Genomic DNA, 22,073 nt, shown 5'->3' on the forward strand with positions numbered 1-22,073 from the left:
GAGTACAAATTTTTATTATTCTGTTTAGTTACCAGCCAAGGTTTAGAGATATGTTTGCGAACCTGGATCATTTCTGCGGTATATCAGTAAATTAGTAAACTTCCCGGGATCAAATAGAGAACATTTATCAATCCAGCTAAGTTTTGATGTATAAGTTGATAGCTTGAGAAATTCAGTAGTGTCTTCAACAAGATTTCTACAACAGGATTCAACAGATGAAAGTTAATGAATGGATTAATCAAAAATTCTGGCAATCCATTTTTATTCGTTTAGCTGCATCTGTTGCAGATGTGGTTAGAGTCCAGGCTACACCTCAGCATACTGCTAAACTTTGTCCAGAAATGATTTGTGGCAAAGATTTCAACCTTTATTACATCTGTATCCTTTATAGCCTAGATATTGCGATCGCGCTCAAAGTAGTGTTGAAGGGTAACTGGCTGATACTAAAAATTTCTGCAATTCACAGTTGGGCAAAAACGAAATTGATTGTGCCAATTGCCAAGCAAAAAAAAGTTTGCCTGGGAGTATAACTCGGTAAACTAATTCAGTGCGCTCTACTCCGAATCATATCAAACGCTGCAATTATAAACTAACCATCTGAGAAATTGCATTACATAGTATTTAGTTACTAACTCTAAGAAAATGAGCTTCAACAATTATTTTGATTATGAGTCAACCTTACTAACTTTATTGTCTGTTTACTGAAGTGGAGGTCGAATTGCAGAGAAGGTGTAACCGAGATCCGAAACATTCAAAACAACGGGCTGTTTACTGTCCGGTTCATACCTAATATCTGAATAGAGGCAAATGTACGATGAAATCTATGTCCCAAACTTCAAACTTTAAAATAATTCCCTATATCATCCTGTTTATCAGTATTTTGTTTAGTATTTCTGGACAATTGCTGATGAAACACACCATGAGTCATGCAAATGAGGGAGTATTGACATGGGAATTTCTTCAAAAATTAGCACTAGCTGTTAGTGTTTATTGTTTGGGAATAGCAAATTGGATATTGGCTTTGCGTTCTGTCAAATTGAGTATTGCTTATCCATTAACTAGTTTAAATTATGTGGGTATACTTTTTGGCTCATACTACTTTTTTAATGAGGTGATTACATTGACTCGAATAGCAGGAGTCATAACTATTTTTATGGGTGTGCTTTTAGTGGCTATTCCACCGAAAAAGTCTATATAACTTTATAGTAAATTCCACAACAAAGTATTGACAAATGAACATCACTACTTGGCTACTTTTAATGGTTGTAGTTTTATTTGGAACTATAGCTAACCTGTCACTAAAATACGGACTTTACATTTCTAGCCCTACTAATGGAGAAAGCCCATCTATCCTAAATTTGTTACTTTCTCGTTATTTTTTGATTTGGTTTATCTGCTATACATTTATGACTCTTTTGTGGCTTTATGTATTGCGGACAATTCCTTTGAGTCAAGCATTTCCAGTTCTCGGATTAATGTATGCACTGATCCCAATTTCTTCTCACTATCTTTTAAAAGAGCAGGTTGTATTGAAGCAGTGGATAGGAATTTCCATTATCATCACTGGTGTAGTTCTTGTTGTAAACTAATAGCTGTATAGGTAATAACTCAGGTTATTAATATTAAAATAAAATCCTCTAATGAGAAATCTCAAAAGCATCTCTACAAAAATCTAAATTTATGAATATAGGCATTGTTGGCGGGGGTATAACTGGGTTGGTATTAGCTCAACGTCTTTCACATCAAGGACATATAGTCACTGTCTTTGATAACAACAATCAGCTTGGTGGACTTACTACTTATCATGATTACGGGTTGTTTACCTGGGATCGCTTTTATCACGTTATCCTCCCTTCTGATACTCACTTAATAAATTTTATTAGAGATATTGGTCTTGGAGATAAACTGCGTTGGCATCGAAGTTTAACAGGATTCTATGACAATAAAAAGTTTTATTCTATTAGTAATGCTATAGAATTCCTGCGCTTTCCTCTCTTTGGACTTATTGGTAAAATTAGGTTAGCTTTTACTCTTCTGTATGGTTCACGTCTTAATGACTGGCGGCGCTTAGAGAAAATTTTAGTTGAAGATTGGTTATTAAAACTCGGTGGAAGAAGCACATACGAGAAGCTCTGGAAACCCTTGCTTTTATCTAAATTAGGAGAGAACTATAAGCGAATATCAGCAGTTTTTATCTGGGCTTATATTAAACGGCTATTTTCAGCCCGTGATTCTTCATTAAATAAAGAACAACTTGGTTATGTCTCAGGCGGTTACAAAACTGTTTTTGATCATATAGAAAAATTAATTTACGCGGCTGGAGGTCATATCCACACAGGTGTTTCGGTAGAATATATCTCACCTCATCCAGGGGGTGGAATGTGGGTAGAATATCAGGGGAAAAAAGAACATTTTGATAAAGTTATTTTTACTGGCCCAGTTAATATTTTGGAACAGGTTACTGCTAATGAATTGGTGAAAGTTTCAGACACTAGTGAAACAGTAGAATACCTGGGTGTGATTTGTATGGTACTTATTACTCGCAAGGCTCTAATTCCTTATTACGTAGTAAATATTGCCGATAGAAGCATACCTTTTACCGGAGTCATCGGTATGAGCAACTTAGTTTCTTTACAAGAGACAGCAGGATATCACATGACATTCCTACCAAAATATATACTTTCCACTGACGCCTTGTTAAAACAACCAGATGAGGAATTACGCCAAGTATTTTTCCAGGGAATACGTTTGATGTTCCCAGAACTGAAAGAAGATGACATTGTAGCAGCACACATCAACCGAGCTATTAAAGTGCAGCCACTACAAGTTTTAAATTATTCAAGTCTTGTTCCAAAAGTGAGTACAAAAAACGATGATTTTTTCGTCGTCAATACCTCACAGTTGGTCAATGATAGCGTCAACAATAACGCAGTTGTGCGACAGGTTGATGAATTCCTCAAAAAATCAACATTACTGAATTCTTGAAATTTGATTACTGGTATTTTATTTTAAAAATCACAGGAGTTATTTATGAGTCTTTTTGTTCTTTTACCCGCATACAACGAGCAAGAATCAATTCGCCCCTTGTTCAAAAAGTTTCAGACATTGCAGCAAATCTCTAAAATGGAGATAAAACTGATTCTGGTTGATGATGGTAGTAGTGATGCAACTGCTCAAACTGCTTTAGAAGAATCTCAATCACTAGGTATATTACTGGAATTAGTCCAACATCCTAAAAATGCTGGTTTAGGTCAAGCAATTAAAACAGGTTTCACGACTTTCTTAGAAATATCTCAAGAAGGCGATTTTTTAGCGGCGATGGATTGCGACAACACTCAGCCACCAGAACTGTTAATAAAAATGTATGAGACTATGATAGCTGGGAGTTATGATATTGCGATCGCATCCAGATATCGAAAAGGTTCTAAAGTCATAGGCTTATCAAAATTCAGAGAGTTTATGAGTTATGGAGCCAGCTGGCTTTTTAGAATTGCCGCCCGTGTACGAGGTGTAAGAGACTACACTTGTGGTTATAGACTATATAACCGTACTTTCCTCACTAAACTGGATATGTACTATGGAGACAATCTATTCACTGAAAGTGGATTTGCCTGCATGATAGATTTACTGCTGAAAGCCAAAGTCCTCAAACCAAAAATCGTAGAAATTCCAATGGTTTTGAGATACGATCAAAAGCCTAGTGCTAGCAAAATGAAAATTCTTAAAACTATTACTCGAACCCTAAAGCTATTGTTTAAGAATCTAGTATCGACAGCACCAAATTCTAATTTAGCTCAGACTTTCAATGAGCAAGAAACAGCAAGAATTCCCCTGAAAATGGCAAATCGCAAATAAATTGGAGCAGGATAGTCTAGATTAAATTAAGCGTTTGCAGTAAACAAGATTACATATTTAAGATGAGTTAGTCGTCAAAAAGCTTCTGTATGCTGTCCATAGGTGGAATTTCTCGCGTTCCACTCCTAACTCATAACTCTCTTCATTAAGAAGAGTGCCACTTAAATACATATCATATATAGATGACACCCTCAAGGGTATGAAGAGTACTGAGTACTGAGTGCTGAGTGCTGAGTAAAGAAGATTGAATACTCAGTACTTTTGCACTATGGTAAAAGCCCCGCCCGAAGTCAAGCGGAATCAACAATCCGGAGTAGGTTGATACCCCGCCCCTTGTGGGCGGTCTTTCATCTCAGCACGGGCTAAACGCCCCGCTACCGCTAACGGAACTCAGCACTCTTCATTCTATGGGCTAATTTGCCAAGGCGTTGCTGAAGAGGAGTAAAATCCACACACCTTTCTACCAACAGTGACTTTAACTCATTTGTTAGACTGAACACACCAGGATTTTTCAGTCAAATCTCTGAACTACGCCAGCAGACGAGGCTACCCATGCTTACAAGTACGCTACTTCTCTCGAATCAACTTCCCACCCTCCAATATTCCTCCACACCAGAGCGTTTCGATGAAACCTGGGAAGCCCCCCTGGCTACCCTCCTGGGATTAGGACGCGCCGGCGGCGCTGACTTCATCGAATTATTTTTAGAACGTCGTAACTATATTAGTTCTCTTGCAGAAGACGACGCCATCACCAGTATTTCACCCAGTCTATCTACAGGCGCGGGAGTCAGAGTATTTCGCGGTAAAGCTGACTGCTACGTTAGCACCAATGACCTTTCGTTTTCCGGTTTGAAAGCAGCCTTAGAAAAAGGTCTTTCTATCTTGGGATTACAACTACCCACTGCGAAGGCTTTCATCCCAGAAATTAACCTGGAATTATTGAGAGATTACGCCACCAAAAGAGGTAAAGATGCCTGGCTACCAGTATGTAGTTCCATCCGAGAAATGGGAGAAATCCTCCTTGAGGGTACTGCCAACCTGAAGCAAAAAGCTAGTCACGTCCAATCGCGGCGTGCTACCTATTTCCGAGATTGGCAAGAAGTTTTAATCGCCGCCAGTGACGGTACTTTTGCCCGTGACATCCGCCTCACCCAGTCAGTCGGATTTAACCTATTGTGTGCTGATGGTGCTAATCGTACCTCAATTGGCGATCGCGCTGGTAATACTAGCGATGCCAACTTCTTGAGAACTTGGGATTCTCAACAAGCTGCTGAAAAAATAGCTGAATCGGCTGGGAAAATGCTCTACGCAGATTACGTGGAATCGGGTACTTACCCCATCATTATGGCCAATCACTTTGGCGGTGTAATCTTCCACGAAGCTTGTGGACACCTGCTAGAAACTACCCAAATAGAACGCAATACCTCTCCCTTTGCTGACAAAAAAGGCGAAAAAATTGCCCACGAAAGTTTGACAGCCTGGGATGAAGGGCGCTCTGAAAATGCCTTCGGGACAATTGACATGGATGATGAAGGTATGCCTGCTCAAAGAACCCTATTAATTGAAAAAGGCGTTCTCAAAAACTTCTTAGCAGATAGAACAGGTTCTACACGCACCGGACACCCCAGAACAGGAAGTGGACGCCGCCAAAATTATACCTATGCCGCCGCTAGCCGGATGCGTAATACCTATATCGATTCTGGCGAATACACCATTGATGAATTATTTGCCTCTGTTGATAAAGGCATTTACTGTAAAAAGATGGGTGGTGGTAGCGTTGGTGCTACAGGCCAATTTAACTTCAGTGTTGATGAAGCTTATTTGATTGAAAATGGCAAAATCACTAAACCACTAAAGGGAGCAATACTTATTGGTGAAGCTAAGGAAATTATGAATAAAATTTCCTTATGTTCCCAAGATTTGGAAATTGCACCAGGATTTTGTGGTTCTGTTAGTGGCAGTATTTACACCACAGTTGGACAACCCCATATCAAGGTTGATTCTATTACCGTCGGTGGAAGATAAGAATTTTAGATTTTGGATTTTGGATTTTGAATATTGTAATTCAAAATCCAGAATGCTCAAGTTCCCTGATTGTTCCGTAGGCTCAATCTAAAATCTAAAATCCAAAATTGCTTGAGTATTGCTTCAGTCAGAACTCACGAGAGAAGTACAAGCAATAACATCTAAAATCTAATATTCAAAATAGAATCGCTTCCAATCCAAAATCCAAAATAAACTATGCCGAATATCAATGAGATTGCAAATTCTGCCAAGGACAATGCTGAGAAGCTTGGCATTAAGAAATTTGACATTTATGGCTCAACAGTAGATGACACTAGCGTGCAAGTAGACCAAGGTGAGCCAAAACAAGTTAAAGCGTCAAATCGTTCTGGTGTTACTGTTCGTGTCTGGAATGAAGATAATACAATGGGTGTCACCAGCACCACAGATGTAGACCCCAAGGGACTAGAATTAGCCTTGAAAACTGCCTACGAAGCTAGTTTCTTTGGTGTTAAAGAGAATGTTCCTGATTTTAGTCCAGAGGCTACTGTCCCTATCCCAAATAAACCTCAGGATAAAGCACCCCAAGCACCTGTTGCTGAACTCATAGAAAAATTGTTGGTAGCTGAAAAAGAATTACTGGCCGCTCATCCAGCAATTAAAGGTGTACCTTATAACGGTTTATCACAAAGAGATGTTGACAGATTCTATCTCAATAGCGATGGTGCAGTGAGAACTGAATCTCACTCTTTGGCATCAGTTTATCTTTACAGTAAAACTGAGGAAGAAGGAAAAAAACCGCGTAGTGCAGGTGCTTTTAGAATCAACCAAAAATTAGATAATCTAGATATTAATGGTTGCATCAAAGAAACCGCCGATAAAACTATCAGCCACTTGAATTATGAAAAAATCAAAACTGGCAAATATCGAGTTGTTTTCTCAGCAGAAGCTTTCTTAAGTCTGCTGGGTGGTTTTTCTAACTTATTCAATGCTCAAAGTATTCTAGACAATCAAAGCCTATCAACTCCTGATGATTTAGGTAAGCAAATTGCTTCTCCTCTACTTTCTGTTTATGATGATGCCCTTCACCCAGCTAACGTAGGTGCAGAAAGTTTTGATGGTGAAGGAACTCCTACTCGTCAAATTTCGCTGATTGAAAATGGTGTTTTAACAGGATTTCTCCATAGTGCCGGCACTGCTAAAAGGTTAAATGCCCAGCCAACGGGTAATGCCAGTATTGGCGCAAAAGTCAGCGTCAGTCCCAACTTTTATCACGTTTTTTCAACAGCAACTCCTGAGCAAGAGTTGAGCTTAGAAACGGCTGAAAATGTGATTCTTATAGATGATTTACAAGCTCTCCATGCCGGAGTTAAAGCCTTGCAGGGTTCCTTTTCTTTGCCGTTTGATGGTTGGCTAGTTAACAAGGGTGTTAAGACGAGTATTGAGTCAGCAACTATTGCTGGCGATTTCTTGGAACTCTTGAAGTCAATTATTTATGTAGAAAAAGAGCCAGAGTTAACGCCAGGTGGAGTTTGCCCGAAAATCTGGGTTAATGAACTGTCGATTACTGGTGAGTAAAATTTAGTATTTGGGCAATACCTATCATCATCAAATAGTGGGTATTGCCTATGTATACTTTTAATCGTTAATTGTTCCATCAGGCATGACCGCACCACGCAAATCTGCACCCGTCAAATTTGTACTACTCATTTCTGCTCTGATTAGATTTGCCTTACTTAAATTAGCGCCAGTCAAGTCTGTCCTCGCAAGATAGGCATCAACTAAATCTGCTTCCGTGAGGTTAGCTCCACGCAGGTTAGCCCGACTTAAATCAACTCTATTTAACCTTGCAAAACTCAGGTTGACTCCACTCATCTGGCATCTAGTCAGTTTAGCATCTGGCATAATTGCACCATACAAGTTAACACCTGTAAGTTCGGCATCAATAAGATTTGACCGTTCCAGCCTAGCGTTCATCAGGTTAGCACCTTTTAAATTAGCACCCCCGATGTTAGTATCTGCCAGAGAGGCATTATACAAAATCGCTTCACTCAGGTTAGCGTCACTCAAATCGGCATAACGTAGCGTTGCCTCACTCAAGTTAGCACCGCTCAAATCAACTTTAGATAAATCTACACCAGTTAAATCAGCGCCTCGCAGGTCAGCTTTATGCAGGTTAGCACCCCGTAAACTAGCAGAATACATTCTCTTTTCTTCTCGCAGGTTAGCACCACGTAAGCACGCACCAGTTAGATTTGCACCACTCAAATCTGCACCACGCAAATCGGCATCCATCAAGTTAGTATCTAACATATACGCCAAAGTTAAATTGGCATTACGCAAATCAGCGCCCTGCAAAGTTGCACCATGTAAATTAGCATCATGCAGGTTGGCATTGATTAAACTTGCCTGATTTAGGTTTGCGCCACTTAGCTTTGTACAAACTAGATTTGCCTTATTCAATATTCCTCGATTTAGATAGCTAAAAATTAGAATAGCATTACCCAAATCTGCTTTATTCAAAGCTATACCAATCAAGTCTGCACCAAACAAATTTACCCCATTTAAGTTTGCTTCAATAAATTTTGTTTCTCCATTTTCATATCGCTGAAGAAGTTCATTGGCATCCATATTTTTCCTATCTCAATTACCATAATATTTGCAAATTTTTCCAGGCTTAAGAATATTCAAAAGTTACGATTATTCTTTGGTAGGAGGTACTAGAAATTGACAGGTATTATTATCATCTGTGAGTGCAATTTTTTGATGAGGATTAACTAATGTTCTCGTTTCTGGAGATAAACTGCTGTTAAACGGTTCATATCCGTTAGCGCTGGGTGATATATTGCCATATAAACTTCGCATAGATTGAATGATTGCACTAGCTGCTTGGATATTCTCATCCGGCTTACCTAGAGATATAACAGCACTATTTAGTTTAGATTCAAGCTCTCTGATAGTTGGACAAGTATCAAATAATCTCAACAATAAATCATCAAGTTGTTCAGCCTTCAGTTTCAACCAGTCTTCTTCACTGAAAGTAAACTTTTTGTAAAGTGCAGAAAATAGAACTATTTTAGCCCTAAGTGGGTTAGTATACTTCATAATATTTTGCCGTAAATCAAACTGATTGTATTGATGTTTGGTTTGATTGTTTGGAGATTTATCTATAGAATTTGATGATATTTGTCCAGAATTATAAAATATCTGTTCTTCTTGATGAGGTTGATTTAATAATATTCCTGTTGCTTCATCAGGTATTATATATAACTTCTGCATTTCATGAGAAATAATGCTGGCGAGTAGGGCGTATTCGGATTGTTTGTTAAGGGTTTTTACAACTTTAGATAAACTATAATTTAAGTTATTTATAGTTGGATATAGTCTGAATAATTCTTGAATTAATTCTTGCAATTTAAACTTATCTAGCGTTTCTTCATTATTCTCCCAAACATTTTTACAAGCCGAGTATATTAATTTTTTAATTCGTTTTGAGTTCTCATGCTGCTCTAAATGTTTAGTTACTGAATCAAGGCTAGATATAGTTTTCATCGGCAAATCTCCGGCACAAGTGTCAGGCAGTAATAAATGATAGAAATAGCTCTTTCAACATGACTTGTAAAATCTCTTTTTCTCGGAGTATTCTCTGTGTCGCAGTTGATTTAGAGGTTAATTATTTAACTAAGCATACACAGCATAAAGCCTGAGTGCAGGAAACCTCCATTGGCGCAATCCGCTCCAGACATCAGGCTTTTCAAGACAGAGAATAGAGGTTTAGAGAGGAATTCATTTTCGAGAATTTATACTCGCTTTGAAAGGGCTGGTCTTATGTTATACCTTTTTTATCTAGCTTGTGTAGTCATGTCAAGCAACTCTGCTCACGATTAGCCTTGCTGATTGGTGTCAAATTAAGCCAAAACCCTTTTTAAATCTAGCTTCTAGTCTCTGACTGGGAACGAGACAATAAATTGGATCATAAAATTCTTACAATACATAAAAGTCTAATTTAATACCAGCCCTGGCGATTAGAAATCGCGGCTACACGAGACAAAACCCACCTCCGTGGGTTGAAAAACTTGATTTTGTGTTAGTCCTCGGAGGCGGACAATGCCAGTGTAATAGCGAACTATATTCATCCAAAACTTTTCAAACATCCTCTTACATCTCAAGGCTTTTTCACTGTTGTCGCCAACGATATAAAGTAGTGATTTACTGAAAGTGATTGAGACAGCTATACCTACAAGGAAATTATGTTATTAAACCTTACCGCTTCCTATCAAATACAACAGCGCCATCCGAACGGCGACACCGCTGGTAACTTGCGATTGAATGAGGCTAAATTCTGGGTCATCCATTAAATCAGAACTAATTTCGACACCTCGGTTAACTGGGCCTGGATGCAAAACTTTGACGTTAGGTTTACAGAGTTGCAGCTTTGCACGTGTAATACCAAATAGCTGATGATATTCTCGCAAACTTGGTAGCAAATGAGCCGTCATACGTTCTTTTTGCAAGCGCAAAGTCATCACAAAATCGGCATTCTGTAAAGCTGGTTCTAGCTGCCAGTGAATAAAAAGTTGTTGATTTTGGGAGTGGAGAAGGTGGGGCCCCCTCTGGGGATAAGGGGTAATGGGGAGTGGGGAGTGGGATGAGGCAGAGAGGAGAATTGATTTGTCTTCTTCTGCTTCTTCTAAAATATAATCGGCAAATAACTTGGGTAAGAAGGTAGGTGGTGCTGCGAGATGCACTTCGGCACCACTGGCAATTAAACTCCAGATATTCGATCGCGCCACACGAGAATGGAGAATATCTCCAATAATGGCAATCTTTTTCCCCTTTAAAAGTTCCAGTCGGGGATGATCTGGGTCAATGAGAGTAGTTATGGTAAATAAATCTAGCAGTGCTTGGGAAGGATGCTCATGTTGACCATCACCAGCGTTGAGGACACTAACTTTTACACCTAGACGATCCATTTCAGCCGCGATCGCATTTGGTACTCCTGCCTCTCGATGGCGGACTACCATAATATCAGTTCCCATCGCTAAATAAGTTTTCGCCGTGTCGAGAATTGTTTCTCCCTTAGTCATAGAAGAAGTGGCGGCGGCGAAGTTCAGTGTATCTGCACTTAAGCGTTTGGCTGCGAGTTCAAAACTGCTGCGAGTACGGGTAGACGATTCAAAAAATAAATTCGCCACCACCTGTCCTTGTAAGGTTGGTACTTTCTTCGTCCGCCGTGATAGCACCTCTTGAAAACTGGCCGCAGTTTGCAAAACAGTATCGTATTCAGTGGTAGTAAAGTCAGCCAGGGAAAGAATGTGATGACGATTCCAAGTGTTAGTAGGCATAAATAGCAATCAGTTTCCTGCATAGAGATACAAGCGTAGACGCAAAACGGTGAGGGTGTCGCAGTCTTGGCGGTTCCCGTCGTTAGCGAGTCTTGTCTGCGACACGCTACGCGAACGAGCGTCTTGCGAACTCCCGAACCCGGAGGCTTGTCGTCAGACATCGCGTCTCTACAGCTTTTTAATTTACAGATGACAGATGCAGAGGAAATGATATCACCTGTCTTCTATCAAATTAGATATCTATTATTTTCTCATTAGTCCTTTGTATTCACAAAGGACTAGTACAGCACGGCGTAAATCCAGCTAATATCTCAAACTAGTTGCTTTGGTAGGACTACGCAAGAAACTTCTTAAACTCCTATTCCTCCGTGTACTCTGCCTCCTCTGTGGTTCGATTTTCCGTTACCTGTGCGTAATAAGTCCTGTTTGGGTTAAAGATAGGCAAACTGATGCTCTACTGGCTACCCTTGCCCTTGGCGCGTCTTTTCAGGTTACAAATCGCAAAAATTACAAGGAACCCAGTTATACTTTCAATGCACGACATCTGAAAAATTAAGTAAATGCCGACACTTGGGTAAAGCTGATACTAATGCCCGTACTGGTGCATCTTTATCTGTTTTTAGACCTTCAAATTGGGATGCTCCCATTTTTACCAATAAATACTGAGAGATCGTAAATTATGCAAGTGTGTCTGGTTACAGGTGGTAACTCTGGTGTAGGTTTAATGACAGCTGTAGGTTTAGCCAAATTAGGCAATCATGTATTTATTGCTTGTCGTTCGGCAAATAAAGCTGCAAAAGCTATAGACTATATCCGCCAAACTACCGGAAATCAAAATGTCACATTTTTACCTCTTGATCTAGCTTCTTTAGATTCAGTTCGCAACTGTGTGAAACTATTTAATGACAAAAATTTACCATTACATATATTAGTCAACAATGCGGGTATATTCAACCGTAGAGGCACAACAAAAGAAGGTTTTGAACTGATTTGGGGGACTAACTATTTAGGTCATTTTTTGCTCACTTATTTATTACTAGAAAAATTGCAAGAATCTGCCCCTAGTCGCATTATTATGTTAGCGTCAGATTTAGCATTATCTCCAAGTGGTATTGACTGGAATTTATTAGTTAAAAGAACACCATTAAATTTTATAAACCTATATGCCGTTTCTAAACTCTCTTTATTGCTTTTAACAAGAGAACTTTCTCAACGATTAAATAATTCTCAAGTCACTGTTAACGCAATACATCCAGGCTTTGTGCAATCAAATATTACTATATGGCATCGTCTCAGTAAATATTTAGGTTTAGGTATTTCATCGGAAGCTGGAGCATACAGCACCCTTATTTGCGCTACTTCCCCAGATTATCAAAATATTAGTGGAAAATTTTTAGATAGTCATACTCAAGAAATTCTATTACCGAAAATAGCACAAAATCAAGAATTATCAGAGCAATTATGGGAACGTAGTTTATTATGGGCTGGTTGCAACCAACAGCAGAATACAAAGAAAATTAATTATGGTGGTACTGATGAAATTTGGGGACCAAACTCTCTCCTTTTAACCAGTAATGAAATAGCTGATATTACCCAATATATTTTTGATGAAGTTTTAAGGAAATTACCAATAAAGATATTATTAAAACAGGTAGTTAAATCATTTATTAGATTTGATATTGGGTCATTGTTCATTATATTGATTCAAGTGTTTACTAAATCTTTTTACATGGAAAGACATTTAGATTCACCTGTGATTTTGCAATTATGTCAAGATAAAAATTTATTAGAAAGACTTAGTGCTTATTTAGGGGAAAATTTAGTATTATGGCGATCAGAATTGTGGGTAAACTATCCCGCACAGCAATTAATTCCTTTTTGGCATCAAGACGCTTATCCTAAACTGCTGAAAGGAGATGGTAAAACTATCCATGCTTATATAGCTTTGACAGAAGTTAATGAAGATAATGGATTTGAGTATATACCTAATATTTACTTAAAAGATTGCCAGATAAAAGGAACCGATCCTTTTAGTGGTAATCACTTTTTTGAAATCAGTGATGAAGTTGCCCAAAAAGCTATTCCTGTGGTGTTACGTCCTGGTGAATTTGTACTATTTAGTGATAGACTATTACATCGTTCAGTACGTAATAATAGCGGTAAAGTCCGACTTTCTTTAACGCTACGGTTGACTCAGCCAGAGGTAAAAGTTTTACCGGGTTATAGTTCTAATTGTCAGGAACCTGTAATTTTACAATCACAAAAATAGCTGATGGTATCAAATATTCACCCATTCCTCTAGCTTCTTAATTTATTTTTAGCGGGGGAATCTGAAAACTTACGATTAAGTTGGTAAATGGAAAACGTTTAAAGCTAAAGAAATTAGGCTGAGAAACGTTAAAAATCCAATTGTATCTAGCATTGTAGTCACTAATGGGCCACTAACCAAAGCAGGGTCAAGTTTCAAGCGCTTCAAACCCATTGGTAGTAAAGTGCCGAGTGTAACAGCCACAACTGTATTAGTTGCCATTACCATTCCAGCAATTAAAGCCACCCATCGCTCTTCGGGTCGCGCCCAAATTAAGGAAAGCAAGATCATCGTTGTGGCTAAAGCTAGAGCTGTACCTAAACCAGCTAGAAGTTCCTTGCGGAGAATTTTTAAGGTATCTTTGGGTGTTACTTCTCCCACTCCCAAGCCGCGGATTGTTACTGTTAATGATTGAATGCCGACAGTACCACCTGTGTTAGAAAAAATCGGCATAATTACTGCTAAAACCGGCACTGCGGCAATTACAGATTGAAAAGGCGCGATCGCACTAGCTGCACCAATATATAGTGCCATAATGCCCAACAGCCAAGGCAAGCGGTTACGGATAGTTAACAGGGGAGAGGATAAAGCTGCTTCATCACCACTCACACCCCCCAGTTTTTGGATATCTTCTGTGGCTTCTTCTTCCAAAATATCCATGACATCATCAATGGTGACAATGCCAACCAATCGGTCTTCCCGATCAACTACGGGGATAGCGATTAAGTCGTAGCGCTGCATGATTCGCGCCACTTCTTCTTGAGGGGTTTCAGTTGTTACCTTAATGACGCGATCGCTAGCAATATCTTTGATGAAAACTTCGGGAAAGGTAAACAGCAATTGGCGCAGTGAAACTACTCTCACCAGCGTCCGGTTGTCGTCTGTGACGTAGGCGTAGTAAATCGTCTCCTTGTCTTCATCCTGACGGCGGATCTTGCTCAAGGCTTCACCGACAGTCAATCCTTGACGCAACCGGACATATTCGGTTGTCATCACCCGCCCAGCAGTGCCTTCTGGATAGCCGAGAATCGTTGCTGTTGCTTGCCTTTCTTCTGGACTCAGTTCTTGTAATAGCCGTTTGATTACCCCAGCTGGTAGTTCATCAAACAATTCTGCCCGTTCGTCGGGACTCATGGCTTCTACAAGTTGCACTACTTGGACATCATGCAGAGAATTAAGTAGTTCTTCCTGCACTTCTGTTGGCAGATATTCAAATACATCAATTGCTTGAGCTTTGTTGAGTAAACGGAATGCGATCGCCCGTTGTTTTTCAGGCAATTGTGTAATGTAGTCTCCCACATCCACAGGTTGCAAGCGATTTAAATCCCATTTCAACTGGTTCAAATCGGTAGTATCAGTCAGCAAATCACGAATATCTTGTGTGAGCATGATAATATATATCTCCTAAGTCTCCCCCGCGCTGGGAGACTTCCTCGCCAGTTCAGAGGAGGTTGATACTGCCATCTGGTGGACTATTGCCCATAAAATTTCAACAATTCAATATCGATATCTAAATCAAGGCATCGCTGTTCATCATCCTAACCCGGAATAGCACTCTCAGGTACATACTGAGGCATCAGTATTTAATATTTGTGATATTTATCACTCTTGAATGACTTGATAAACAGATTTTTAAGTAATTTTCATGTAACTTAAGGTAGATTTTACTACTACAACAATAAGCTCTGTCAAGCCAATCAACGAATTTAATCCGAAACTTTACAGAGTTAAAATATTGCCAATATCTCAGTATTATTTTGGATCAAGCAACTTCATACGTAGTCACCTGGATGACGAAGAATCAAAAATGGGTTAACAGATTTCACTTCGTATTCGTAGTAATGTGTTTTAGCTTTGGCGATCGCTCTTGGGTGTGTCTAGTTTTCTCTATACTTAGATATACAAACAAAAATTTTATAAATGGTTTCTTAGGCAGTAAATTGCCAAAGTTTAAGATTTCCATCATGATCTCCAGATACCAAAAACTTATTACTGATAGCTAATGAACTGATCTCTGGTTTGTGTTTACCTGGAAATTCTTGCAAAAGTTCTTTGCTTTCAGTACACGATATCCTGATATTTCCATTTAGTGTAGCAGTGATGAGAATACTACCGTTATCATTTAGGAGAACGTTGGGGACAAATGGGCCACCATCCGATATTGGTGCTGCTTCAATTACTTGTATTCTTTTGCCACTCACAGTATCCCATAGGTACACTTTGCTATCTCGATCTGATGCAGTAGCTATAACCCTTCCTCTATCGTCAATTGAGCAGTAACTCACTTCTCCATAATGACTATCAGGGAAAGCTCTAATAAGCTTTGTTGAAGGCATTTCCCAGACTCGATTTTCTCCAAGTCCGCCTCGTGCATACAACCGTTCTCCAGTATCATTAAATGCTAATAGGTCAAAATCCCAAAATCTTTCGTCACTAATTTCAGCAATCTGCTCAAATGACTTTAAGTTCCATACAATCACTTTGACTGGATCTAAGTAATTTATCGCCGCAGCCAAGTAATTAGCTCTAAGATTGATTGCAAGGCATCCTACAGCACTTGGTGTCTCTAAAGTTCGTGAAAGCTGATTAGAAAAATAATTCCAGATTTTTATTCTGTTGTCTGAACCTCCACTGATTACATCACCCTTCTCTCCAATTACAACTGAACTAGCATCACGCTCATGGTAATAGATCACAGGGAGAACACAAAAAATAAAGAAGTAAAGAAGGAGTTGGTTGACTCTGGCGTTTGGCACTAACGGCTTGAGTCATAAATTCCAAGACATTTCGACGTTGAGACTTCAGTGTTGTCACAACGGTTAACATTCGGGCGACAAAATTACTGCCCCCTTGGCTTTGAGAACCAAAACTGGTACGTCGCCAGATGACAGCAGGTCGTATAGCTCTCTCAGCAGCATTATTGGTGGGTTCGACACCTTCGACTGTCACAAACAACTACAAAGCAGGTTCAACTTTTAAAAGTTGACGACAGGTACGGACAGTTTTAGCCAGTGGAGTATAAAACAAATCAGATTTTGTTTGGGTGTAGGATACCTCATTAAGGTTGACTTACTTTTTTGATTGCCGCATCACACCACATTCTGACAGCTTCTTCCATTGCCTCACTGTGCCCTATTTCTAACTCAAGAGCTAGCTGTTTGAAAATTTTAACTAAATCCTTGGGCAGATAGGCAGCACTTTGGGTGTAATCGCTGTGGGTGCGTTTGTTAATTCGAGTTTCCATGATAAAAAAAGTTAATCTGCTGTTATGCTAGCATACTAGCTCATATCTTCCAGATTGCACTCAATAGCACGTAATTCTGACCACACCCAAAAGTCTCCCCAATTTTTCACTATTTCGCCAGTGCCACGCCGAAATAAAATCACTAAAATTAAGTACCCAGAAACCTATTAACAGGAGATAATAATAAACTTACTACCCTCCGCTGTTCTTCCATCAACCATTACAGAGCTTGTTCTGACTTGGTTTAGGTAATTCAGTTCACAGTCACAGGGTCGAATTTTGCAAGTTGTTCTGAACCAAACCATGAAAACATCTACCAAATTGCTAACTCGCCTAGACTATTACTACCAGCAAATCAAAACGATCATCCTGACTCGGCAAAATCCGATTACTGGTTTATTACCTGCGAGTACAGCGATTACAGCCCACGGTGATTATACTGATGCTTGGGTGCGAGACAACGTTTACAGCATTTTGGCAGTTTGGGGTTTAGGACTTGCATACCGCAAGATTGACGACGATAAGGGACGCACCTATGAACTAGAACACAGTGTCATTAAATTGATGCGCGGGTTGCTATTTGCGATGATGCGACAGGCTCATAAAGTAGAGACATTTAAACATACTCAGTCGCTACTCGATGGACTGCACGCCAAATATAATACCGCCACTGGTGACATTGTTGTTGGTGATGACGAATGGGGACATTTGCAACTTGATGCCACATCTATATTTTTGCTGATGTTGGGGCAAATGACGGCTGCGGGATTACAAATAATTTATACCATTGATGAAGTGAATTTCGTCCAAAATTTGGTTTACTACATTGGACGAGCTTACCGTACACCAGATTACGGCATTTGGGAACGTGGTAATAAAATTAATCGTGGTAGTGCTGAGTTAAATGCCAGTTCCGTAGGCATGGCAAAAGCCGCTTTAGAAGCTATCAACGGATTGGATTTGTTTGGTGTGCGTGGTAGTCAAGCATCAGTTATTCATGTGCTACCAGATGAAATTGCCCGCGCCCGGATTACTTTAGAATCCTTATTACCGAGAGAATCTGGTTCCAAAGAAATTGATGCAGCGCTGTTAAGTATTATTAGTTATCCTGCCTTTGCAGTGGAAGATTTAGAGTTACGCGATCGCACTTTAAACGATATTATCAATAAACTAGCAGGTAAATACGGCTGCAAACGCTTTCTGCGTGATGGACACCAAACCGTTTTAGAAGATCATCAGCGCTTGCACTACGAACCGTTAGAACTTAAGCAATTTGAGCATATCGAATGCGAATGGCCGTTATTTTTCACTTATTTAGTTCTAGATGGATTATTTCGCGGCGAACAAGAACAAGTTAAAAAATACCAAAATCTTTTAGAATCATTATTTATAGAACAAGATGGTTTGCGTTTATTGCCAGAACTTTATTATGTTCCCGCCGAAAATATCGAGGCAGAAAAGTTAGCACCCCAAACGCAACCACGCTTACCTAATGAAAATATTCCCTTGGTGTGGGCACAGAGTTTATATTTTCTCAGTGAAATGTTGAGTGAAGGGTTACTAGCGGTTGGTGATATCGACCCTTTGGGAAGACATTTGTGTGTTGGTAAACAGCGCGAGTCATTAGTACAAATTGCTTTATTAGCAGAAGATGAAGATTTACAAAATAAATTAGAAGTTCACGGAATTGAAGCACAAACGCCTACCCAAGTAGAACCGATTCAAGTGAGAAAGGCTGGAGAGTTTTCAGCTATTTATACCCAAATTGGACGTAACGACAAACTTGGTTTGACTGGGCGGCCAGTGCGGCGGCTGCGGAGTTTAACAACATCTAGAATTTTTCGGATTAGTGGCGAAACAATTGTCTTTTTACCTTCATTTTCAGATTCTCAACAGTTTTATTTAACCCTTGATTACCATTTTCTGCTAGACCAAATTAGAAGCGAACTAGCTTATATTCAAAAATATTGGGGCGATTTAGGGCGTCCTACCTTGACTTTAATGTTGACACATACCATGTTAGAAGTCGGTTCGGAAGCATTACTAGAACTCATGCAAGAACTGAAAGATGGTGTTTGTAACGGCGTGCGAGTGAAATTAGGGCGACTAAATCAGCTAATGCTAACAGCTGGAATCCAAAGAATTGACTTTCTCCCCAATGCAGAATTTTTGCGATCGCCAGTAAAAAATGCTAGCCCACGTTGCTATTATCTAGCTTATCATCCTGAGAAAAACTGGCGCTTAGGACATACCCAAGAATTTCAAATGGAGTATGAAACCAACTTTGGGTTATTACTTTCTCGTTTGCGTTCATCAGAGAATATCTACGAACAAATTGAGTTATTGCAAACTTTAACTCGCTTACAGGGAACGGAATTTGATACGGGGTATGGTGGCCCAGCATATCCTGTCACCGTAGGCGATTTACTCGATGAAGTTTATACCAAAGCCGGAGATTTAGGCATTTGGGCAGTAGTGCGACGGGCTGCGGGGTTGCGCCAAATGGTTGATATCAGCCTATCAGATGCAGTAACAAGTATTTTGGTGCGAGGTAAGCAAATTGCTGTGGGTAAAGCTTACAGTGAAGCGTCTTTAATTACCGTACCCATGTCCCACAATGAAATTGCCGATAAAATTAATCATTTCTGTCGTGACGATATCCGCGATCGCGTCCTCACCCAAGAGATTTTAATCTATCTTGGCATCTTAATTCGCTCAGAATCCGAACTATTTCAGGGACTACTAACCCTGAGAGTCGGCTATCTTATCTTATTGATCACCAGCGAACTAGCACGAGAATTATACGTCACTCAAGATGAAGCTTATGACTATTTAATGCAACTTTCACCCTTTGATGTGAAAATGCGCTTGCGTCAGGTATTAACTGGATATACTGGCATGAGTAACCTGTTACGCCAGCAAGAATCACTGCATGTCAAACAAAAAGAAAGTGATATTGCTTGGGTAGTCTTACCAGCAATAGCAGAAGGAACAGAAGTCCCGCCTGGCGGTTGGCGGCGGTTTCGCCAAGCCGAGGGTGCGACGGGGCGCGTACCAAAAGAATTTTTTAAAGAAGTTTGGCTATTAATGCAGCATTGCAAAGGTTTAGTAATTGGCGATAAACTAGAGCGCCGCAATCGCTTAGATAGTGAGATAATGTTGTCGGAAATGACAGCAGGTGAAAGAAATTTTGCTCTATTGGTTGAGCATTTGCTGAATAAAATCGAAGCTCCAGAATATCGCCAAGTTAATATTGAAGCATTAGTAGAATTAGCTGCGATCGCAGCCAATAATCCCAACCTGCAAATCGAAGGATATATTGTGTTGGATGTGTTAATTGGCCATGCAGTGCGATTGGCATGGTTAGAAAATCATAGTCAACGCAGCGATCGCTATGATGAAGATAAGGGGAGTGCGTGGCGATCGTTTTACAATACTTCTCCTAGAGATTGCGCTAGTTATATTTTGAAGGCATTTAGGTTCTTGACGGAATTTGTGAAAGATTTTTAAAAAAAATATCCCCCACCTCAGATTCCAAAAGCAGGGGTTTTATTAAAACTACTTAACCGAAACAGCATCAACATCAATAGTGCTTCCACTAGAGGTAGAACCCTCAGTACTATTAGGTACTTCAGTCCCCACCTCACCCTTACGAGTTTTCCAGCCCTCAATTACTAGCCCAGACACCTCAGAAACTAGCAAAGTCAAAAGGAAAACATCATCAATTTGCCCCACAACCGGTATAAAATCTGGGAGAACATCAAATGGGCTAACTAAATAGACTAATGTTCCTAAAATTACCCACCAACGGTACTTGGGGTTACGAAGCACATCGCGGTACCAAGTGTAAAGTGATTGGATTGAAAATTTCATATTTTGAACCTCCAGTTATCTTTAATTTTGACAAACTATCCCAAAAACTTCCGGTGTGAATAACCGCCCTAGTTAGTCTGGAAGACGCTACTAGTGGTCTGTCAAATTCATTTTGGCGGTTAGAGAGACGCGATAAATCGCCGTCTCTACAGAGAACTTATCCGTCAATTAGTTCTTGACAGACCACTAGTAATCTCTCAACAAATACAAACAAGTAGGCAACCGGGAATATTTATAACTATGTTCATCTAGAGGACAAATCCTTTGCCTAGAGGACAAATCCTTTGCCTCTTTACCTAGTTTCACAAATAATTAGTTATTCGACATCTACCAATCGGGATGACTGGATTCGAACCAGCGGCCCCTTCGTCCCGAACGAAGTGCGCTACCAAGCTGCGCCACATCCCGCCAAAAAAATGGCATTGTAAATATAAGAATATCACAACTAGTGCCAAATATCAGAATTACATCTATATGCGATCGCTTCATCAAAGACTTTGCTTGCTAGGATTAAATTTGTATAACTCTAGTGGTAAAAGCGGATTGTGACTGTAAAACCAGACTGGTTGCGGGTGAAAGCACCTGGGCGTGAGCGCATCGGTAACGTTAAGGAAATTTTGCGGGATTTAGCCCTCAATACAGTTTGCGAGGAAGCGTCCTGTCCGAATATTGGTGAATGCTTCAACGCTGGGACTGCCACGTTTTTAATTATGGGCCCGGCTTGTACACGCGCTTGTCCCTACTGCGATATTGATTTTGAGAAAAAACCTAAACCACTAGATCCCACGGAACCTACACGACTAGCCCAAGCTGTTCGCCGCCTGAACCTTAATCATGTAGTCATCACTTCTGTAAACCGAGATGATTTGCTTGATGGTGGTGCATCTCAGTTTGTGGCATGTATTGATGCAGTTAACTCTGTTTCACCCAACACCACAATTGAGGTGCTAATTCCTGACTTATGCGGTAATTGGAATGCTCTGGAGATAATTCTACAGGCTGCGCCAGAGGTATTAAACCACAATACCGAAACTGTTCCACGCCTGTATCGTCGGGTGCGTCCCCAAGGAAACTATGATCGCACATTAGAATTATTGCAGCGCACTCGCCAACTTTCTCCTAGTGCCTACACTAAATCCGGCATCATGGTTGGACTCGGTGAAACTGATGCCGAAATTCGCCAAGTCATGCAAGACTTACGATCTGTGGATTGCGATATTTTAACCATTGGGCAATATCTCCAACCCAGTCAAAAACACTTGCAAGTAAACGAATTTGTCAATCCCGAACAATTTGCTGCTTGGAAGGCATTCGGCGAAGAAATCGGATTTTTACAAGTTGTTTCTTCACCATTGACAAGAAGCTCCTATCATGCAGAACAAGTCAGGGAATTGATGCAACGTTACCCACGCTCAAAAGTTAGGAGTTAGGAGTTAGGAATTAT

Annotated in this window: 17 protein-coding genes, 1 tRNA gene and 1 pseudogene; 10 read left to right on the top strand and 9 right to left on the bottom strand. The window is 39.9% G+C overall.

Going from position 1 to position 22,073, the window contains the following annotated elements:
* Positions 1-215 precede the first annotated feature (215 nt).
* The 7 genes from V7L07_RS22590 (at position 216) to V7L07_RS22620 (ending at position 7,437) form a co-directional block, all read left to right on the top strand.
* Positions 216-530 carry a hypothetical protein gene (locus tag V7L07_RS22590; RefSeq protein WP_335061109.1) on the top strand — a complete coding sequence of 105 codons (315 nt, stop codon included), beginning with the start codon at positions 216-218 and terminating at the stop codon, positions 528-530.
* Positions 531-823: 293 nt separating this feature from the next.
* Positions 824-1,198: an EamA family transporter gene (locus V7L07_RS22595; RefSeq protein WP_335061110.1), complete on the top strand. Its 375-nt coding sequence runs from the start codon at positions 824-826 to the stop codon at positions 1,196-1,198.
* Positions 1,199-1,232: 34 nt separating this feature from the next.
* A complete protein-coding gene (locus tag V7L07_RS22600) occupies positions 1,233-1,589 on the top strand; it encodes an EamA family transporter (RefSeq protein WP_335061111.1) in 357 nt (118 codons plus the stop codon).
* Positions 1,590-1,680: 91 nt separating this feature from the next.
* On the top strand, positions 1,681-2,985 hold the full coding sequence (locus V7L07_RS22605) for an NAD(P)/FAD-dependent oxidoreductase (protein WP_335061112.1): 1,305 nt from the start codon (positions 1,681-1,683) through the stop codon (positions 2,983-2,985).
* A gap of 45 nt (positions 2,986-3,030) precedes the next feature.
* A complete protein-coding gene (locus V7L07_RS22610; protein ID WP_335061113.1) occupies positions 3,031-3,855 on the top strand; it encodes a glycosyltransferase family 2 protein in 825 nt (274 codons plus the stop codon).
* 552 nt (positions 3,856-4,407) lie between these two features.
* Complete coding sequence (locus tag V7L07_RS22615) at positions 4,408-5,880, top strand: TldD/PmbA family protein (RefSeq protein WP_335061114.1); 1,473 nt, start codon at positions 4,408-4,410, stop codon at positions 5,878-5,880.
* Between the two features lie 216 nt (positions 5,881-6,096).
* The gene (locus V7L07_RS22620; protein WP_335061115.1) at positions 6,097-7,437 is read left to right on the top strand and encodes a TldD/PmbA family protein; all 1,341 of its coding nucleotides are present in this window, start codon (positions 6,097-6,099) and stop codon (positions 7,435-7,437) included.
* Positions 7,438-7,497: 60 nt separating this feature from the next.
* On the opposite strand, the gene V7L07_RS22625 is transcribed toward V7L07_RS22620, so the two are convergent.
* The 3 genes from V7L07_RS22625 to V7L07_RS22635 all read right to left on the bottom strand — a co-directional run bounded on the left by V7L07_RS22625 (position 7,498) and on the right by V7L07_RS22635 (position 11,204).
* Positions 7,498-8,490: a pentapeptide repeat-containing protein gene (locus V7L07_RS22625; RefSeq protein WP_335061116.1), complete on the bottom strand. Its 993-nt coding sequence runs from the start codon at positions 8,488-8,490 to the stop codon at positions 7,498-7,500.
* A gap of 69 nt (positions 8,491-8,559) precedes the next feature.
* On the bottom strand, positions 8,560-9,411 hold the full coding sequence (locus V7L07_RS22630) for a hypothetical protein (protein ID WP_335061117.1): 852 nt from the start codon (positions 9,409-9,411) through the stop codon (positions 8,560-8,562).
* 704 nt (positions 9,412-10,115) lie between these two features.
* Positions 10,116-11,204: an aspartate carbamoyltransferase catalytic subunit gene (locus V7L07_RS22635; RefSeq protein ID WP_335061118.1), complete on the bottom strand. Its 1,089-nt coding sequence runs from the start codon at positions 11,202-11,204 to the stop codon at positions 10,116-10,118.
* Between the two features lie 679 nt (positions 11,205-11,883).
* Between V7L07_RS22635 and V7L07_RS22640 the strand changes: the two genes are divergently transcribed.
* A complete protein-coding gene (locus V7L07_RS22640; RefSeq protein ID WP_335061119.1) occupies positions 11,884-13,473 on the top strand; it encodes an SDR family NAD(P)-dependent oxidoreductase in 1,590 nt (529 codons plus the stop codon).
* Positions 13,474-13,548: 75 nt separating this feature from the next.
* On the opposite strand, the gene mgtE is transcribed toward V7L07_RS22640, so the two are convergent.
* From mgtE to V7L07_RS22660, 4 genes and pseudogenes are all read right to left on the bottom strand, one after another.
* Positions 13,549-14,901 (bottom strand): magnesium transporter, encoded by a 1,353-nt coding sequence (gene mgtE, locus V7L07_RS22645; protein WP_335061120.1) that lies wholly within the window; start codon positions 14,899-14,901, stop codon positions 13,549-13,551.
* A gap of 539 nt (positions 14,902-15,440) precedes the next feature.
* Complete coding sequence (locus tag V7L07_RS22650) at positions 15,441-16,208, bottom strand: WD40 repeat domain-containing protein (RefSeq protein ID WP_335061121.1); 768 nt, start codon at positions 16,206-16,208, stop codon at positions 15,441-15,443.
* Positions 16,192-16,530: pseudogene (locus V7L07_RS22655) on the bottom strand (IS66 family transposase); the annotation flags it as partial. The pseudogene V7L07_RS22655 and the gene V7L07_RS22650, both read right to left, overlap by 17 nt.
* 40 nt (positions 16,531-16,570) lie before the next feature.
* Positions 16,571-16,756, bottom strand: coding sequence for a ribbon-helix-helix protein, CopG family (locus V7L07_RS22660; RefSeq protein ID WP_094328789.1), 186 nt, complete (start codon positions 16,754-16,756; stop codon positions 16,571-16,573).
* 303 nt (positions 16,757-17,059) lie between these two features.
* On the opposite strand from V7L07_RS22660, the gene V7L07_RS22665 reads away from it, so the two are divergent.
* Positions 17,060-20,266, top strand: coding sequence for a glycoside hydrolase family 15 protein (locus V7L07_RS22665; protein ID WP_335061122.1), 3,207 nt, complete (start codon positions 17,060-17,062; stop codon positions 20,264-20,266).
* A 48-nt stretch (positions 20,267-20,314) separates the two neighbouring features.
* Here the strand turns inward: V7L07_RS22665 and V7L07_RS22670 are convergent, their stop codons facing one another.
* A complete protein-coding gene (locus V7L07_RS22670; protein WP_335061123.1) occupies positions 20,315-20,629 on the bottom strand; it encodes a YkvA family protein in 315 nt (104 codons plus the stop codon).
* Between the two features lie 334 nt (positions 20,630-20,963).
* A tRNA-Pro gene (locus tag V7L07_RS22675) sits at positions 20,964-21,037 on the bottom strand.
* Positions 21,038-21,174: 137 nt separating this feature from the next.
* Here V7L07_RS22675 and lipA point away from each other — a divergent pair.
* Positions 21,175-22,059, top strand: a complete 885-nt coding sequence (lipA, locus tag V7L07_RS22680) for a lipoyl synthase (RefSeq protein ID WP_334777573.1) — start codon at positions 21,175-21,177, stop codon at positions 22,057-22,059.
* Positions 22,060-22,073: the final 14 nt, after the last annotated feature.

This window comes from Nostoc sp. (assembly GCF_036916985.1).
Lineage (GTDB): Bacteria > Cyanobacteriota > Cyanobacteriia > Cyanobacteriales > Nostocaceae > Nostoc.

What these genes read in the sequence shown, in the direction of transcription:
- V7L07_RS22590 (WP_335061109.1), top strand. Translation starts at nt 216, where the DNA reads ATGAAAGTTAATGAATGGATTAATCAAAAATTCTGGCAATCCATTTTT.
- V7L07_RS22595 (WP_335061110.1), top strand. Translation starts at nt 824, where the DNA reads ATGTCCCAAACTTCAAACTTTAAAATAATTCCCTATATCATCCTGTTT.
- V7L07_RS22600 (WP_335061111.1), top strand. Translation starts at nt 1,233, where the DNA reads ATGAACATCACTACTTGGCTACTTTTAATGGTTGTAGTTTTATTTGGA.
- V7L07_RS22605 (WP_335061112.1), top strand. Translation starts at nt 1,681, where the DNA reads ATGAATATAGGCATTGTTGGCGGGGGTATAACTGGGTTGGTATTAGCT.
- V7L07_RS22610 (WP_335061113.1), top strand. Translation starts at nt 3,031, where the DNA reads ATGAGTCTTTTTGTTCTTTTACCCGCATACAACGAGCAAGAATCAATT.
- V7L07_RS22615 (WP_335061114.1), top strand. Translation starts at nt 4,408, where the DNA reads ATGCTTACAAGTACGCTACTTCTCTCGAATCAACTTCCCACCCTCCAA.
- V7L07_RS22620 (WP_335061115.1), top strand. Translation starts at nt 6,097, where the DNA reads ATGCCGAATATCAATGAGATTGCAAATTCTGCCAAGGACAATGCTGAG.
- V7L07_RS22625 (WP_335061116.1), bottom strand. Translation starts at nt 8,490, where the DNA reads ATGGATGCCAATGAACTTCTTCAGCGATATGAAAATGGAGAAACAAAA.
- V7L07_RS22630 (WP_335061117.1), bottom strand. Translation starts at nt 9,411, where the DNA reads ATGAAAACTATATCTAGCCTTGATTCAGTAACTAAACATTTAGAGCAG.
- V7L07_RS22635 (WP_335061118.1), bottom strand. Translation starts at nt 11,204, where the DNA reads ATGCCTACTAACACTTGGAATCGTCATCACATTCTTTCCCTGGCTGAC.
- V7L07_RS22640 (WP_335061119.1), top strand. Translation starts at nt 11,884, where the DNA reads ATGCAAGTGTGTCTGGTTACAGGTGGTAACTCTGGTGTAGGTTTAATG.
- mgtE (WP_335061120.1), bottom strand. Translation starts at nt 14,901, where the DNA reads ATGCTCACACAAGATATTCGTGATTTGCTGACTGATACTACCGATTTG.
- V7L07_RS22660 (WP_094328789.1), bottom strand. Translation starts at nt 16,756, where the DNA reads ATGGAAACTCGAATTAACAAACGCACCCACAGCGATTACACCCAAAGT.
- V7L07_RS22665 (WP_335061122.1), top strand. Translation starts at nt 17,060, where the DNA reads ATGAAAACATCTACCAAATTGCTAACTCGCCTAGACTATTACTACCAG.
- V7L07_RS22670 (WP_335061123.1), bottom strand. Translation starts at nt 20,629, where the DNA reads ATGAAATTTTCAATCCAATCACTTTACACTTGGTACCGCGATGTGCTT.